This window comes from Pseudomonas sp. 9_2_1, assembly GCF_059295275.1.
The window spans coordinates 2,443,965-2,460,609 of sequence record NZ_CM181239.1 but is presented as its reverse complement, the minus strand read 5'-3'; the positions used below and the strand labels follow the sequence as shown (position 1 = coordinate 2,460,609).

The window sequence follows — 16,645 nt, the reverse complement described above, 5'->3', positions numbered from 1 at the left end:
AAAACATCATCACGTTGAGGCCCGAAGTGACCTGATTAATCACCCGGATCAGCGCGAACTTCAGCAACCACCGAGCGATCGCGATACGCCCATTTTCTGATTTGAAGTGCTGCGAGCTGCTCAGCGTTGGTAGAGAATCACCAGGTCATTGATCACCGACGGCCGCTCCTGGCCGACCACGTGGGTGTTGATCTCCAGGGTCAGCTGGGTGCCGCGCTGGTTCAGCTCGACCGCCTTGACCCGGGCCCGGGCATGAATGCGCGAGCCGGCCGGCACCGGCGCCGGGAAGCGCAGGCGGTCGGAGCCGTAGTTGATCTGCGTGGTGAAGCCGGTGATCTCGAAGCCCAGCGCCAGCTTCAGCCGCGACTGCAGCACCTGCACCAGCGCGCCGTGGGCGATGGTGCCGCCAAACGGGCTGCTGCGCCGGGCGCGCTCGGGATCGGTATGGATCCAGTAATCATCGCCGGACAACTGCGCAAAGGCATCGATCAAGGCCTGATCCACCAGCAGGCTGTTGCTCCAGCCGCTGAACTGTTCGCTGACCAATGCCTGCAAGGCCTGTGCATCATTGCAATCTACCTGCACGCTGCTGCCAGGCTTGGGCTCGACCGCTGGTGTGTCAGCGCCGCCCGCCAGGGCTTCGAGGCTGTGCACGTCCTGCTCCAGGCCGGTAAAGCGCAGCAACCGCGTGCCTTTGTCGTCAGCCTCGGCGAACACCGGCTGCAAGGCCATGCCGATACGAATCTGCGCCTCGTCCAGCCCGACCAGGGTGGTGTTGATGCGCACCCCTTCGGCCAGTTCCACCACCGCCAGGGCCTGGGGCATTTCATCGGCAAAGTCCGGCAAGGTTGCAATGCGCGTCAGGGTATAGCTGTACAGGCTCGCCTGCCCCGCCACCTCGCGCCAGGCCGGGTCTGGCGCCAGGCAGGCCGGGCAGTGCCGGCGCGGGTAGAACAGCCACTGCGCACACGCGTTGCACTGCTGGATCAACAGCCGCCGGGCCTTCAGGCCCTCCCAGAACGGTGCGGAGATTTCCGTCGCCACAGGCATGGGTTTGTTATTGGACATACTGGTTATGCTCCCTGAAGGATCAATGCGCCCTGTTCGCTCATCACGCCACCGGTGCCGGAGACGTACACGCTGTCGCAACGCTGCAGCTGGCGCTCGCCGGCCGCGCCGGCAATTTGCGTGACCGCCTCGATGACCTGCGACATGCCGCCAGCAGAGCCGGCCTGGCCAAAGCTGAGCTGGCCGCCATGGGTGTTCATGGGGAAGTCGCCGCGCCAGGTCAGATCGTGCTCGCGCACGAACGCCATGCCCTCGCCTTTGCCGCAGAAGCCCGCGTCTTCCAGGGTGAGCAGCGCGGTGATGGTGTAGCAGTCATAGATCTGCGCGGCATCGACGTCTGCCGGTTTCAGCCCGGCCATGGCGAAGGCACGCTGTGATGCCGGGCCGATGGGCGTGTGCAGCATGTCCTGGGCATAGGACGGCGACTTGAACGCCAGGTGTTCGCCAAAGCCGGTAATGAACGCTGGCCGCTTGCGGGCCTTGGCCGCCAGTTCCTTCGAGGCGATGATCATGGCGGCACCGCCGGCCACCGGCATGACGATTTCCAGCACGTGCAGCGGGTCGGCGACCATCCGGCTGGCCAGCACCTGCTCGACACTCAAAGGCTGGCCGAAGAACATCGCCTGCGGGTTGGCCTGGGCGTTGCTGCGCTGGTCCACCGCAATCTTGGCCAGGGCCCTGGGGTCGTAGCCGTACTGGGCGGCGTAGCGCTGGGCGATCATGGCATAGCCGGTGTTCTGGCCCATGTGCCCGTACGGCAGGTCGAACTCCGCTTCGGGGGCACCGAACGCCGTGCTGTGGCCGCCAAAACGCATGGCCCGGGCCATCCAGCCGGGATCTTCATCCGGCCCCAGCGGGGCCATGCGCGCTGGCAGCACGCACAGCACGGCCTGGCACAAGCCCAGTTCGATGGCAGCGGCGGCGCGCCAGACCATGCCCACCGAAGTACAGCCGCCAAGGTCGACCACCTCGGCAAAGTTCAGGCGAAGGCCCAGGTATTCGGCGGCCATGGCCGGCACAAACACCGAGGCTTCGTGAAACTGCGGGCCGTTGATCACCAGGCCGTCGAGGTCCGAGGCTTGCAGGCCGGCATCGCGCAGGGCCTGGGCGGCCAGGTCGGCGACCTGTTCGAGGTGGAACATTCTGGGCGCCGTCGCGTACTTTTCCGGCTTGTACTGCGCGGTACCCACTATTGCTGCGTGGCCTTTGAGCCCCATAGTGCCTCCATGCCGGAGCCGCAGGCCCCGGCGTTGTCCAGGTGGTCGGTCAGAAGGTGTATTTCATCGAGAACGTGGCGTAGTCACGGTCGGCATAGGGCCGCTTGATCGGGTCGGGCGAGCCCAGGTAGCCCACGTAGGTCAGGCCGACTTCCAGATTGCCCAAGTACTTGAAGGTGGTGCCTACGCTGATGCGGCGGTCGCCCTGCACGCCGGCGATGCTGCCGGACATGGGCGTCGAGCCGCTGAACACATTGGAGAAGCGCACTGGCACTTCCAGATCCCAGCCTTGGAAAACCCCCGGATAACTGAACGATGCGCCCACGGTGTAGGCACTGGCGTCGCGGCTCTTCCAGCCGGATGCGGTCTTGTAGGTGTAGTCATCGGACGCTCCAACCAAGGGTGTCAGGCTGGGCAACAGGGCCACGCCTTGCAGGTTGCTGGCTGCGGAAGTGGCCTCGACACTGTCCACCCGCACATGAATGATCTCGCCGGTCAGGGTGGTCTGGCTGGCCCACGGCCGGTCACCCAGCACGCGCATGGCCGAAAGCTGGAACTGCTGGCCCTTGCCCTTGGCTGCAGTCGGTCCCATGCCCGTGTTGACCAGCACCGGCGCGCCGTCGCGGTACGACCACTCGGCCCCTATCTGGGTATCGCCGAGCTTGGTCGAGGCGCTGATACCGGTCAGTTTGATGTCTTCGAAATACTTCACCCGGTAGCCGTTGGCGGCAAAGGCGAACAGGCCGCCACCGACGGGCACCGGGCTGTAGCCCACCAGCGCTGTGGCCGGGTTCTTGTCGTGGTAGTTGACGTGAAACAGCGACAACTCCAGCGCCGGCACCGGCCGGTAGCGCAGTTGTAGGCCCCACTGGCCGCTGTCGCGGGGCTCATCGGTACCGCGATACGGCACATTGCCCGTCGGGGTGATCAGGAATTCGCGCCCTGGCCCGATCACATCGGTGCCCGACAGGTAGCTGCCCACCGGTGCCAGTTCGGTGCCCTTCCACTCGTACTGCACGTAGCCGCCAAAGGTGAACTGCGGGTTCAAGCGGTACGACGCCGACACCTGCCCCACCGGCAGCAGCACTTCCTTGACCTCGACCCCCGGTTGCGCGGCCTTGACCGCATCAGAGGGGTTCTGCACGCCGTTGACGCCGGGGTAGTACAAGCTTTCGCCCCAGGACTCGATGTGGCGCCCGGCCTTGACGTCGAGCATCGAATCGTTGTCGAAACGCCAGCCGCCGAACACGTAGGCGTCCAGCAGCCGGGTGCGGCCGCCGCTGTAGTAACGCGCATCGCTGGTGAATTCGTCGTTGTCACCGGCCTTGTTGACCGTGGCCGGTGAATCGTTGTCGTTCTTGCGGTGGTAGACGTCGTCGTAGAAGGTGCTGGCGCGCACCACGGCGCCGTAGTTGTCCATGCGCAGGATCATCTCGCCCAGGGCGCCCACCCGGTTGGTGGTCAGGCTGCCCTGGTTGAAGTTGCGGTTGGCGTCATCGGCATTGACCCCGAGCAGGCGGTCACTGGGCTTGCCCAGGCGCACGCCGATGCCGTAGCTGGTGGTCACCGACCAGTCGATGGTGGCGCCATTGTCGAACTCCAGGGTTTCCCCGGACCAGGCCGGCGTCGACGCCAGCGCGATCGCCGTGGCCACGCTGGCAAGCTGGACACTGCGGCAAGCAAGGGCAGTACCGTCATTGTTGTTCTTGTTGATCACACGGACTCTCCTGAAGGGCAACCGACTGGCCGCCTGGAATGTTCAACGTCGCCGTCGGGCCACCCGCCGCCTGCTGCGCGGGTGCCTGCCGGGCACGGCGATAGCGGTAAAGCGGTGGCTGGTACTCGCGCACGAGCAGCCCTTCGGCCATGAGGTAGTTGGCGTGGGCCAACGTTTCGCCAAGGGCCATCAGTTCGTCGAAACGACCGGACAGCCTGGGGAACAGCGCAGCCATCAGCTCAAGCGCGGTAGAGGGCGCCTCGCAGCTGGCCAGCAGGCGCGCGAGCTGGGCCTGGTGATGAGCCTGCAACTGGTCGAGCCGGGCATGCAGGTTGCAGAACGGCCGCTCGTGGGCTGGCAACACCAGCACGCTGTCCGGCAGGCTGCGCAGGTGTTCCAGCGAGGCCAGCCATTCACGCAGCGGGTCGGCTTCGGGCTCGGTGGCATGCACGCCCACCGTCGGGGTGATGCGCGGCAGGACCTGGTCGCCGGCAAGCAGCAGGCTGCCATCCTCGGCATACAGGCAGGCGTGCTCCGGGGAATGACCACGGCCGACCACCACGCGCCACTGGCGGCTGCCGATGCGCAGCCGATCACCCTCACGCAGGCGCCGGTAGCTGTTGAAATGCAGCGGCCGGAAATGGCCGTTCTGCACCAGCCGATAAAGCTCGCCGATCTGCTCGTCGCCAAAACCGGCCTTGGCATAGAAATTTACGAAGTCCCAGCCCGGCGCCTGCTCGCCTGGCACGGCGACATACAGCGAGCGGTATTCCGCAGCAGTCATGTACACCGGGCAGCGAAACCGCTCGGCCAGCCAGCCGGCGACGCCGGCATGGTCGGTGTGGTAGTGGGTGCAGATCACCGCCAGCAGCGGTTGGCCGGCGAACACCTGCTCGAACACCCGGGCCCAGACCTCTTGGGTTTGCGCTGTGTTCATGCCGGTGTCCACCACCACCCAGCCGTGGTCATGGCGCAACAGGTAGAGGTTGATGTGGTCAAGGCGAAACGGCAGCGGCATGCGCAGCCACCACACCCCCGCCGCTACCTCGCACGCTTGACCGCTCGCTGGCGGCTGCGGCCAGGGGTAGCGCAGGCCGCCACGCAGCTCATGGCCGTTGTCGTCGAGCTCAGCCATGCTGGCCACCGACGAAGGCTGGCAAGCCCAGCTGCGCAAGCAACGCGGGCGAATACGGCTGGTAGGTCTGGCTGCGCTCGTCGCGAATGAACAGCGGGTCGGTACAGGCATCCGGGCAGTAACCCTGGCGCTGCAGGTCGACCTTGCGCAGCTTGAAGGTGCTGGTCAGGTCTGCCGCGGCAGTAACCCGCACAAACACCGGCGCGGCGTAACGTGGCAGCCTGGTGTCGGTCAGGCGGTAGAAGGCCTGCGGGTCGAAAGCCTGGCCGGCCTGCATCAGCACTGCGGCCATGCCGGCGCGGCCCTCGTGCTGCGGCACCTGCACGCCATAGACGTTGATCAGCTCCAGGCCCGGCAGGTCGCCCAGGGCTTCGGCCACCTCCTGGGTGGAGACGTTTTCGCTCTTCCAGCGGAAGGTGTCGCCGATCCGGTCGACAAAATAGCAATAGCCGTCGGCGTCCTGGCGCAGCAGGTCACCGGAGCTCCACCAGGCATCGCCCTCACGCAGCACATTGCGGCGGATCTTGCTCTCGGTGGCGGCGGCACAGGTGTAGCCCTCGAAGCGGCCACCACCGATGTCCGGGTGGTCGACGATGAACCCCATGGCCTCGCCCACCTCGCCCACTTCGCACAGCTGGTAGAAGCCGTGTTCATCGCGCGGGTGGCAGTCGTTCTCGACGTCGAAGCGCACCAGGCGCAGGTTGGTACGGCTCCAGTCCGGGACCCGGCCGCACGAGCCGAGGTAGTTGTCTACATTGATCAGGTTGGTGTTGGCTTCAGTCGCCCCCCACCCTTCGAACACCTGGATCGGCCCGAACCGCTCCACCCAGCGCTGCCAGGTTTCGCCCGCCAAGCCGGCACCGAGCATGCAACGCAGGCTGTGCTCACGCTCCCCGGCCTGCGGCGGCCGGTTGAGCAGATAGCGGCAGATTTCGCCGATGTACTGGAACACGCTGATGCGATGGCGAGCAACGTCGCTCCAGAATTCGCGCACGCTGAACTTGCGCCGCACGACAATGCTGGCCCCGGCGCGCAGTGCGGTGGACGTCACCGACGTGGCGGCGGCGCCGTGGTACAGCGGCAGGCAGCAATAGAACACATCGTCGACGCCGGCCTCCAGGGTCACCTGCATCACATCGCCCGACGACAGCCAGCGCATATGGCTGTAGCGCGCGGCCTTGGGCAGGCCAGTGGTGCCCGAGGTGAAGATCAGCAGCGTCGGCGCCTGGGCTTCGATACCGGCGCGCAGTGCTGCGGGCAACGGGGTACGCGGCGCACTGGCAAGCCCGGTGGCGAAGGTGCGGTCGACCCCTTCGGGCAGTTCACCGGGCCATGGGGTTTCGGCATCGGTCACCATCCACAATGGCAGCGCGGGCAACCCGTCGGTGGCCTGCAGGTTGCCCAGGCATTCTTCGCCCACCACCAGCGCCTTGGCCGCGGTCGTCTGCAGGGCATGCAGCAAGGGTTTGCCGGCCACTTGGGTGTTGATGAACGCCACCACCACGCCAAGTTTGACCAGGCCGAACCAGCAGGTGAAGAACGCCGGGCGGTTTTCCATCATGATTGCGCACACGTCACCAGCCTGCAGGCCGGCAGCACGTGCGCGGTGGGCCATCTGGTTGGCCTGGCTGTCGACTTCGGCGTAGCTCAGCACCTGGTCGCCCGCGATCAGGAATGGCCGCTCGCCGTGGCGGATGGCCTGGGCCTCCAGGCGGTCGGCGAGGGTGTACAGGTCACGCGGCTTGATTTGCGCACTGGCCTCGGCGCGCAGGTCGAGCAGCGCCTGGGTGTGCTCGCGGCTGACAGGCGCCAGGCTGCTCAGGCTGTGCGGCAGGTTCATTGCGTCACCTCCAGGTGCTGCTGCCAGGTTGGGTAGTCGCTGTAGCCGCGGGCACCGGGGGTATACAGGGTCTTGCGGTCGAAGCCGGCCAGCGGCCTGCCGTGGCGCAGGCGTTCGACCAGGTCAGGGTTGCCGATGAAGAGGCGGCCGAACGACACCGCCGTGCCCTCGCCCGCTGCCAGCGCCGTGCGGGCGGAAGCTGCGTCGAAGCCGTCGTTGAGGATCAGCCCCTGGGGGCCATGCGCGCGCGCCAGGGCAAAGGCATCCAGCCCGGGCACGGGCGAGCGCATGATGTGCAGGTAGGCCAGCCCCAGTGGTGCCACCGCCTGGCACAGGGCCGTAGCGGTGTGTTCAGGTTCGCGGTCGTCGATGTCGTTGTAAGGGTTGCCGGGGCACAGCCGCAGGCCGACCCGGCCGGCGCCGATGGCCGCGGCCATGGCTTCGAGCACTTCCTTGGCAAAGCGCACCCGTTGCTGCACCGGCCCGCCATACGCATCGGTACGCTGGTTGCTGCCCGAAGCCATGAACTGCATCGGCAGGTAGCCACTGGTGCAGTGCAGCTCGACCCCGTCGAACCCCGCTTCGCGGGCATTCAGCGCCGCCTGGCGGAAGTCGCCGATGACCTCGGCGATAGCCGCCAGCGACAACGCCTGGGGCACATCGGCATCGACCATCCCTGCGCTATCGCTGAACAGCTGGACACGCGCCGGCAGCGATGATGGGGCTACGGTTGGCGCACCCTGGGGTTTGTTGTAATGGCTGGCAGCGCGCCCCACGTGCATCAATTGCAGCACGATGCGCCCGCCTTGTTCGTGCACGGCGCGGGTAACCTGTTGCCAGGCGCTGATCTGCTCGCGGTTGTAGATCGCCGGGGTGCGGCAATAACCAAGGCCGCTGGCAGAAGGCGCGGTGCCTTCGGCAACGATCAGTCCGGCACTGGCGCGCTGGCGGTAGTACTCGACCATATCGCTGCCCGGCACTGCGCGAGCATCGGCGCGACTGCGGGTCATCGGGGCCATCACGATGCGGTTGGCCAGTTGCAGTTCGCCCAGGCGCACAGGCTCGAACAAGATGTCCATTTCAGCTCCTTTACGTATTCTTGTTTCCGGCTTGCCGGCAACGCAATTCACCGGATATGGGCTGAATGATTCACCGTGGGCGGGTGCGAAACATCGTCCGTCGAGACTATTTTCGGTGCGGCGCCCGAGGCCGTTTTCTGCGCCGCGCCTGCGGCCGTCGGCAAGCCTGGTGACAGGTGCCTGAACTGGTCTGAACAGACGATGAAAACCATGCGCAATGCGCCGAGGATCGTGCGCACCCAAAACAAGAAGCGGAGCCTGAACAGTGAACCCATCCCCCCCTGTGACCTGGCGTACCCACTACGCCCTGCTGGTGCTGGCCGGCATCTACGTCTTCAACTACATCGACCGCCAGCTGATGGCGATCCTGATCGAGCCGGTGAAGCAGGAGTTCGGCATTTCCGATACTGGCATCGGCTTGCTATCGGGTGTGACCTTTGCAGTGTTCTACACGGTGTTCGGCCTGCCGCTGGGGCGCCTGTCAGACCGCATCGGGCGCAAACCGGTGATTGCCTTCAGCTGCATGGCCTGGAGCCTGATGACCATGCTCTGCGGCATGGCCGGCAGCTTTTTCACCCTGGTCCTGGCGCGGATCGGGGTTGCCATCGGCGAGGCCGGCGGCACTGCGCCTTCGGTGGCGATGGTGTCCGACCTGTACCCGGCGCACCGCCGCTCCACTGCCTTGGCGGTGCTGATGCTCGGTTCCAGCCTGGGCGCGATTGTCGGCCTGGGCCTGGGCGGCTGGATTGCCCAGCAGCATGGCTGGCGCTACGCGTTCCTGTTGATTGGCGCACCCGGCATTTTGCTGGGCTTGCTGCTGTTGCTGACGGTTCGCGCACCGGCCCCGGTGCGTACGCGGCAAGCAGCGAATGAGCCGGGCGAAGGATGGTTGCGTACCCTGACCGAGCTGCTGCGCATGCCTTCGTTCTTGTGGTTGATACTGACTGGCGGTGCAGCGGCCATAGCCGGCTATGCCATTGGTACCTGGAGCCCCAGCTTCCTGATTCGCTCTCATGGCCTGAACATGCAGCAGGCGGGCTTTCTGGTAGGTGTGGTGGGCGGCACGGGCTCGACCATTGGCACCCTGGTCTGCGGCATGCTCACCGACCGCCTGGCCCGGCGTGACGTGGGTTGGCAGATTGGCGTGCCGTTGCTGGGCACGCTGTTGAGCATCCCGTTTGCGCTGGCCTACTTCCTGTGGCCACAAGGGGTGGCGTTTCATATTGGCGACACGCCGGTACCGCAGGCGTTTCTGTTCTACAGCGCGTTCGGTTTCTTTGGCGTGTGGTGGGCAACGCCGTGCCTGGGCGCCATCACGCATTTGTTCCCGGCCCACCGCCTGGCCCAGGCCACGGCGATCTTCGTCATGGCCATGACCTTGCTCGGGGTAGGCCTTGGGCCGTTGCTGATCGGCATGCTCAGCGATGTGTTCCTGCCCAGCCTGCAGGGTGAGTCGCTGCGCTATGCGCTGGCGGCTTCGGTGGTGTTGCTGGTGCTGGCGGCGGGGTTTCTGGCGATGGCGTTGCCGCGGTATCGGGCGCAGATCAAGGGGGTGGCGGCGGGCAAGGTTGTTGGCGCGGTGGCGGTGTAGGGGCGCTGGTGCTTGGCACTGCATTTTGAGCGCCTGTGAAATCGAGCGCCGCCCGCGCGGCGCTCGATTTATGCCCCGGCGAAAATGCCATGCCAGGCACCTGGTAGCCCTCCCCCAACGCCCCGACAAACCTTTCACCTCACAAACAAAAAGGCCTGCCAGGGTTGATCCCTGCCAGGCCTCGTTCACTTCAAGGGGGAACTATCAGTCCATCAACGCCCGATAGCCCGCGCTGCATCCGCCGTATACATGTCCGGGGTGAACTTGCTCTCGTTCAGAATCGGCCCCTTCTTCGCTTCGTTGGTCATGCCGTAACCGGTGTACTGCCCCGAGTTCAGGTCCATGAAGAACTGCGAGCCGGCCTGCCAACCGCTCATGTCCGGGTGGTAGTAATAGTTGACCATCGCATGCTTCCACAACTGCCCACGGGCATCGTAGTTATCGGCCATCACCGCGTTCCAGGTGTCCTCGTCGATGAACAGCACGCGCTTGCCGTAGACATGCCGGTAGCCCTCCTTCAGGTCCGCCTCCACCACCCAGACCCGGCGCAACTCATAGCGCATGAACGCCGGGTTGGGGTGGTTGGGCGTCAGCAGCTCGGCATACTTGACGTTGCCGGCGTTGGCCTTGAAGGCATTGGCCGGGGTGTAGATTTCGCGCTTGCCCAGCAGCTTCCAGGTGTAGCGTTCCGGTGCGCCGTTGAACAGACGGTCCTCGTCCACCGTCATGGTGCCGTTGGTGCCGATCATCGGTTGGTCGTAACCGTACCCCGGCATCTGCCGCACGCGGCGGGTCGACGGGCTGTAGGACCAGGCCTGGCGCGACGAAGTGACGAAGTTGTACGGCTCGTGGGCAATGCTGATCACGCCGTTGTCACGCGCGGGCTTCAGGGTGGTGTTGTAGCTCATCGCCTGGACCATGTCCGAGGTTTTCGGCTCCACCGTTGGCGAGTTGGCCTGGGACAGGTTGCGCGCATGCGCGCGACCCCAACCTATGCTGCCGTTGGGCAACACCGATGCCAGGTCGGAGATCTTCTCCTCGGTGTAGGCACGTGCCGGCAACTGGTGGTTCCACAACACCTCCATGCCGTTTTTCGGGATCGGGAACGGTACCTGGCCCAGCCCCTCGACACCCAGGCCGTCGTTCACCAGCTTGGCATTCACGGCGTTGCTCATCACCCGGCGACACACGTAGTCGGGGTAACGGAAGTCGCGATGGCCGGGATAGATGTTCATCTTGTAGGTGGCGGGGTACTTCTTCAGCAGCGCCTTCTGCCCTTCGCTGAGGTGATCGGCATACTGGTCCATGTTCTGCGCGGTAATCACCAGTATCGGTTTTTCGTCGGCATACGGGTCCACGGGCTGGTCGCCCGAGAACTTCACGTGGTTCCAGCCCGGCACCTCGCCCAGGTACTTGCCGGTGTAGGGCGGGATGGTGCCGGCGGCGTTCCCCGCCTGCTCGGCGCCGACGCAGGTAAGGTCCTTGCCGAGCCTGGCGGCTTCGTCTGCCGGCACGGCGGCGTAGGCGCTGGCCAGCAGCCCGCTGTTGACTGTAATGACGGCGGCGAGCATCACACCTTTTGTTGTTTTCATGTATTGCCTCCTTCGCTGATAAGGCTTCTGGTATGGCTTCATTGTTCGTGTTCCAGGGCGATCGGCATCGTCCGGAGAGACTAAAAAGTCACTCGACGCACAGGCGTGCCTTGAGTTCGGCCTTCAGCACCTTGCCGGTGGCATTGCGCGGCAGCGGCTGATGCAGGCGAAACACCTGGGCGGGTACCTTGTAGGGTGCCAGGCGTGCAGCGATGTAGCCGCGCACCTGTTCATCCGACGGCAGCGTGGCCGGGCTGCCCTGGATTGCCAGCGCCAGCACCTCGCCCATTGCCGGATCGTCGAGGGCAAATGCGGCCGCCTCATCCACGCCCGCCATGTCGCTGATGCAGCTCTCGACTTCAACTGCCGAGATCTTCTCGCCACCCCGGTTGATCAGGTCCTTGACCCGACCGCTGATGTACAGGAAGCCCTGGTCGTCCAGGTAGCCGAGGTCACCGGTGTCCAGCCACCCTGCGCGCACGCTGTCGGCCGTGGCGGCCGGCAGGTTCCAGTAGCCCTCCATCAGCGTCGGCGAGCGCAGCCAGATCACGCCTGAAGTGCCTGGCGGCAAAGGTTGCAGCGGGTCATCACCGATGCGGACCTCGACAATCGGTAACGGCCAACCGGCCGTGGCCGGGCGGTACTCGAAAGGGTCACCGCCGATGGCTGCGCCAATACCGTTGCTCTCGGTCAGGCCGTAACCGCTGCCGCCGATCACCTCGGGCTTGCGGGCGAGCATTTCGGCCAGCAGCCCGGCAGACGACGCACCGCCGCCAAGGCCCAGGCCGAACAGGCTGGCCGTATCGTCACTGCCGTAGCGTTCAGAAGCGAGCAACTGCTGCATCATCACCGGCGCGCCGTTGAACTGGGTGCAGCGCTCATCGCGGATCAGGTCCAGCGCCTGCTCCGGGTCCCACTTGTACATCAGCAGCAACCGCCGGCCAGGGCGGAACGCCGACAGGAACTGGGCGTGCAGCCCACTGACGTGGAACAGCGGGACCGCCATCAACGAGGTGGGCGCGTAGCCACTGGCAAGCATGCCGCCGACCCGTTGGGGCGAGCTCATGGCACAGAAGGCGCCCTGGAACTCCAGTGCCGCCAGGGCCTGGCATACCGCCCGGTGACTGGACAGCACGCCTTTGGCACGGCTGGTGGTACCCGAGGTGTAGAGGATCAGCGCCGGGGCCTCGGGTGGAATTTCTGGCACCGCAAGCACCCGCGGCTCGGCCGCCAGCAGGGCTTCGTAGCGCAGGCAGCCTTCAGGCAATGCAGGCTCGGAGCTGTGCCCTACCACGATGCAGGTATGCCCACCCCGCGTCAGGTCTTCACGCAACATCGCCAGGCGCACTTCATCGCAAAACAGCAGTTGTGCGCCGCTGTCCTCGACACCATGCAGCAGCTCGTCGCGCAGCCCCCAGCTATTCAGTGGCACGCACACCGCCCCACAACGCTGGATAGCGGCGAAGGCCACCAGCCAGGCAGGCTGGTTGCGCATGGCAATCACCACCCGCTCGCCGGGGCGTACCCCCAATGGCCCGGCCAGTTGCCCGGCAAGGCGGTCGACCGCGTCGAAAAAATCATTGAAGGTCAGCCGTTGCTGCTGCCAGATGATGAATTGCTTGTCGCCATGCACGCGGCCGGCGTCGATTACCTGCATCAGGTTGCGCGCAGCGTGACGGAAATACCGCGGGCTGCCATCGGCCGGGCTCACCACTTCAAACGGCGCACCCGGCGCTATCAGCTGCTGCCAGGCCTGTCGCCACAGTTGTATGCTCATCAGGGTTCTCCCACGAGGTTTCAGGCGCAGGCCTGGTCAAGGTCGGCATAGCGCTCGCAGTGGAAGTCCCGGTCGCCAAGGCAAGCTTGCGCCACCCGCACGCGCTTCAGGTACAGGCCGACGTCCAGCTCGTCGGTGACGCCAATGCCGCCGTGCATCTGCACCGCTTCGTTGGCCACCTTCAGCGCGGTATCGCCGGCTTTCCACTTGGCCAGGCTGACCAGGCGACCACGCCGGGCAGCGTCGAGCTCGCCATCATCCAGCGCCGCCAGGCCGGCCATTACCGCACTGCGGGCCAACGCCAGGTCCACATACAACTGCGCGGCGCGGTGCTGCAGGGCCTGGAACGAGCCGATCGGGACATCGAACTGCACCCGTGTCTTGAGGTACTCGAGGGTGGTCTGGAACAACTGCTGCGCCGCGCCCAACAGTTCTGCCGCCAGGCATGCCCGGCCACGGTCCAGCGCGGCGTCCAGCGCCACCCAGCCCTCACCAGGGCAACCCAGCAAGGCGTCGCGGCCAAGCCGGACCTGGTCCAGGCGCAAGCGCCCGCTGTTGCGTGAGTCGATCAACGGCAGCGGGCTGCAGGCCACCCCTGGTGTATCGGCGGGCACCAGGAACAGGCTGATGCCCTGCGCCTCGCCCGGCTGGCCAGCCGTGCGCGCCGCTACCACATAAGCATCGGCACCGACACCATCGACCACCCAGAACTTTTCACCCTGCAGGCAGAAGCCGTCGCCATCGGCCACCGCTGCCAGGGCGATATCACGGGGCTGATGGCGGGCACGTTCATCCACCGCCAGCGCCACACGTCGCTCACCGCTGATCAACGCCGGCAACCAGTCGCCTTGCTGGGTCGGCGAGCCCGCCAGGTGCAGCAGCGAGCCGCCCAGCACCACGCTGGACAGCAACGGCGTCGCTGCCAGGTTGTGGCCGATGGCCTCGAACACCGGGCCCAGGCCCATGCAGCCGAAGTCCAGCCCGCCCTGCGCCTCGGGAAACGGTATCGCGCTCCAGCCCAACGCCACCGCATCGCGCCACACTTGCGGGTCAAAACCGCTGGCCGCGCCCTGATCGCGCAGCCGACGCTGGGCCGCCACCGGGCTGCGGGCGGCAAGAAAATCCCTGGCGCTGTCGGCCAGCAGGCGCTGCTCCTCGCTGTAACGAAGGTTCATGCTTGCACTCCTTTCTTGCCATCAGGCAGGCCAAGCACACGCTTGGCAATGACATTGAGCTGCACTTCCGAAGCACCGCCCGAGATGGTCAGCGCGTAACTGTTCAACCAGGCGCGGGTCACCGCCAGTTCGCGCTCGCTGAAGCTCTCGTGCTGCCAGCCCAGAGCGTGGCCGCCCATGGCGTCGAGCAGCACTTCGAACTTGTCGCGCTCCTGCTCGGTGTGCACCAGTTTCATGATTGCCATCAGCCCGCTGATATCGTCGCCACAGCGGCCCTCCTCGGCCATGCGCTGCACGGTCAGGTTATAGGCGTGCTCGTCCATGGCGCAGGCCACGGCGCGCGCCTGCAAGGCGCATTCGCCCTGGCTGCGCGGCTGCGGCAGGTAGTCGCGCAACAGGGCCAGCAGGTCAAAGTGCGAAGGCAGGCTGAATTCGCCGAACTTCGACATCGCCTTGCGCTCGTGCTGCAGCAGGTACTTGCCCAGGTTCCAGCCACCGTTCAGCGGCCCCACCAGATTGCTTTTCGGCACCTTGACCGAGTCGAAGAACACTTGGCAGAACGCCGACTTGCCGCTGATCAGGTCGATCGGCACGGCCTTCACCCCCGGGCTGCGCATGTCCAGCACGATCAGGCTGATGCCTTCATGCTTGGGCGCCTGGTGGTCGGTGCGCACCAGGGCGTACATCCAGTCGGACTTGTCGCCGTACGAGGTCCAGATCTTGCTGCCGTCGACCACGAAATGGTCACCGGCGTCGCGCGCCGCCATCTTCAGGCTGGCCAGGTCAGAGCCGGCATTGGGCTCGGAGAAGCCCTGGCACCAGCGCACTTCGCCCCGCGCCATGGGCGGCAGCAAGGTGCGCTTCTGTTCCTCGCTGCCGTAGGCCAGCAGCACCGGCCCGAGCATCCAGATACCCAGGTTGATCTGCGGCGGCCGGCAGCGCAGCCGACGCATTTCACTTTCCAGAACCGCCACCTGCTCGGCGTTCAAGCCTGCGCCGCCATAGGCCTGCGGCCACTCGGGGCAGAACCAGCGCTGGTCGCGCATGCGCTCGAACCACAGGCGCGCGTCGTCATTGGGGAACTGCGGCTGGCTGGCCCCCCACACCACATCACCCTCGCCCATGGCCACGCGCATCGACGGCGGGCAGTTGGCTTCCAGCCAGGCACGGGTTTCGTGCCTGAATTGCTCGATCGTGTTCATTGATGCAACCCTCGGCCCAGCCCCGGCCACTGCCGGGGGGCCTTTTGTTGGAATGACGCGGCGGCGCGGGGCGCTCAGCGCTGGTAACGCGGCATGCCCAGGCCGAACTGGGCGATCAGCTCACGCTGGATTTCATTGGTACCGCCGCCAAAGGTCACGGTGACCGACGCGCGCAGCTCGTACTCCAGCTCGCCTTGCAGGGCCGAAGCCGCCGAACCACCGCGTACCAGGCCATTGGCGCCGACGATGGCCGACAGCCGGCGCAAGATCTCGATGGCAGACTCCGAGCCATAGACCTTGGTGGTCGAACTCAGCGCCACATCCATGTGCTCGCGTTCGAGGTTGGCGGCGATGCGCAGGTTGATCAGGCGCATGGCCTCCAGGCGCGCGTAGCATTCACCCAGGGTGCTGCGCACCCAGGCCTTGTCCATCGCCCGGCGGCCCTGCTCGTCGCGGGCGCGCGCCCACAGGTAGACCCTGCGGAACAGGCCCACGACCTTGTCCGACCATGAGCCCAGGCCCAGGCGCTCATGGTTGAGCTGGTCGGTAATCAGCTTCCAGCCGCCATGCAGCTCGCCCACCAGCATGTCGGCGGGTACCCGCACATTGTCGTAATAGGTGGCGGCGGTCGGGTTGCTGGTGGTGGGGATGACCGTGCTGGCAAAGCCTGGCAGACGGGTGTCGAGGATCAGGATCGACACGCCCTTGTGCCGGGCCTGGCTTGGGTCGGTGCGCGCCGCCAGCCAGATGTAGTCGGCCGACTCGGCGCCCGAGGTCCACAGCTTGTTGCCGTTGACCACGAAGGCATCACCGTCCAGCCGGGCGCTGGTGCGCAGCACGGCCAGGTCGCTGCCGGCGTCGGGCTCGGAATAGCCAATCGCGAACATGATTTCGCCAGCGGCGATACCCGGTAGGAAACGCGCCTTCTGCGCGTCACTACCGTGCGCCATCAACGCCGGGCCGACGGTGCTGATGGTCACGAATGGCAGCGGCGCACCGGCAATGTTGGCTTCTTCGAAGAAGATCAACTGCTCGGTGGCGGCGTAGCCCTGGCCACCATGGGCCTTGGGCCAGCCCACCGCCAGCCAGCCATCGCGGCCCATCTGCCGCACCGTCTGGCGGTACAGCTCGCCACCCTCCTGGCCGCGCAGGCGTTCACGCAGCTCGGGGGTCATCAAGGCCTGGAAGTAGTCCCGCACCTTGCGGCGCAGGGCATGTTGCTCGGGGGTAAGATCGACAAACATGCTGTGCT

General features: G+C 65.9%; 12 protein-coding genes. 1 reads left to right on the top strand and 11 read right to left on the bottom strand.

Going from position 1 to position 16,645, the window contains the following annotated elements:
- Window positions 1-120 precede the first annotated feature (120 nt).
- The 6 genes from AC5O5I_RS11085 to AC5O5I_RS11060 are packed head-to-tail and all read right to left on the bottom strand — an operon-like array spanning window position 121 to window position 8,056.
- On the bottom strand, window positions 121-1,068 hold the full coding sequence (locus AC5O5I_RS11085; protein WP_494512578.1) for a bifunctional OB-fold nucleic acid binding domain-containing protein/MaoC family dehydratase: 948 nt from the start codon (window positions 1,066-1,068) through the stop codon (window positions 121-123).
- A gap of 5 nt (window positions 1,069-1,073) precedes the next feature.
- Window positions 1,074-2,285 (bottom strand): thiolase family protein, encoded by a 1,212-nt coding sequence (locus tag AC5O5I_RS11080; RefSeq protein ID WP_172225254.1) that lies wholly within the window; start codon window positions 2,283-2,285, stop codon window positions 1,074-1,076.
- Between the two features lie 49 nt (window positions 2,286-2,334).
- Window positions 2,335-4,002 carry a DUF1302 domain-containing protein gene (locus AC5O5I_RS11075; protein WP_494512577.1) on the bottom strand — a complete coding sequence of 556 codons (1,668 nt, stop codon included), beginning with the start codon at window positions 4,000-4,002 and terminating at the stop codon, window positions 2,335-2,337.
- On the bottom strand, window positions 3,980-5,137 hold the full coding sequence (locus AC5O5I_RS11070) for an MBL fold metallo-hydrolase (protein WP_494512576.1): 1,158 nt from the start codon (window positions 5,135-5,137) through the stop codon (window positions 3,980-3,982). The genes AC5O5I_RS11075 and AC5O5I_RS11070 overlap by 23 nt, the downstream gene beginning before the upstream one ends.
- Window positions 5,130-6,977 carry a long-chain-acyl-CoA synthetase gene (locus AC5O5I_RS11065; protein ID WP_172231748.1) on the bottom strand — a complete coding sequence of 616 codons (1,848 nt, stop codon included), beginning with the start codon at window positions 6,975-6,977 and terminating at the stop codon, window positions 5,130-5,132. The genes AC5O5I_RS11070 and AC5O5I_RS11065 overlap by 8 nt, the downstream gene beginning before the upstream one ends.
- Entirely contained in the window at window positions 6,974-8,056 is a 1,083-nt protein-coding gene (locus AC5O5I_RS11060; RefSeq protein WP_172231745.1) for an alkene reductase, read from the bottom strand. Before AC5O5I_RS11060 ends, AC5O5I_RS11065 begins: the two co-directional genes overlap by 4 nt.
- A gap of 265 nt (window positions 8,057-8,321) precedes the next feature.
- On the opposite strand from AC5O5I_RS11060, the gene AC5O5I_RS11055 reads away from it, so the two are divergent.
- Complete coding sequence (locus AC5O5I_RS11055; protein WP_172287472.1) at window positions 8,322-9,647, top strand: spinster family MFS transporter; 1,326 nt, start codon at window positions 8,322-8,324, stop codon at window positions 9,645-9,647.
- 212 nt (window positions 9,648-9,859) lie between these two features.
- Here the strand turns inward: AC5O5I_RS11055 and AC5O5I_RS11050 are convergent, their stop codons facing one another.
- From AC5O5I_RS11050 to AC5O5I_RS11030, 5 genes are all read right to left on the bottom strand, one after another.
- A complete protein-coding gene (locus tag AC5O5I_RS11050; RefSeq protein WP_172226729.1) occupies window positions 9,860-11,239 on the bottom strand; it encodes a DUF1329 domain-containing protein in 1,380 nt (459 codons plus the stop codon).
- Window positions 11,240-11,327: 88 nt separating this feature from the next.
- A complete protein-coding gene (locus tag AC5O5I_RS11045) occupies window positions 11,328-13,016 on the bottom strand; it encodes a class I adenylate-forming enzyme family protein (protein WP_172226726.1) in 1,689 nt (562 codons plus the stop codon).
- A gap of 20 nt (window positions 13,017-13,036) precedes the next feature.
- Entirely contained in the window at window positions 13,037-14,191 is a 1,155-nt protein-coding gene (locus AC5O5I_RS11040) for an acyl-CoA dehydrogenase family protein (protein ID WP_172226723.1), read from the bottom strand.
- Window positions 14,188-15,393, bottom strand: a complete 1,206-nt coding sequence (locus tag AC5O5I_RS11035; protein WP_172226720.1) for an acyl-CoA dehydrogenase family protein — start codon at window positions 15,391-15,393, stop codon at window positions 14,188-14,190. Before AC5O5I_RS11035 ends, AC5O5I_RS11040 begins: the two co-directional genes overlap by 4 nt.
- 74 nt (window positions 15,394-15,467) lie before the next feature.
- On the bottom strand, window positions 15,468-16,637 hold the full coding sequence (locus AC5O5I_RS11030; protein WP_172226717.1) for an acyl-CoA dehydrogenase family protein: 1,170 nt from the start codon (window positions 16,635-16,637) through the stop codon (window positions 15,468-15,470).
- Between the last annotated feature and the right edge of the window lie 8 nt (window positions 16,638-16,645).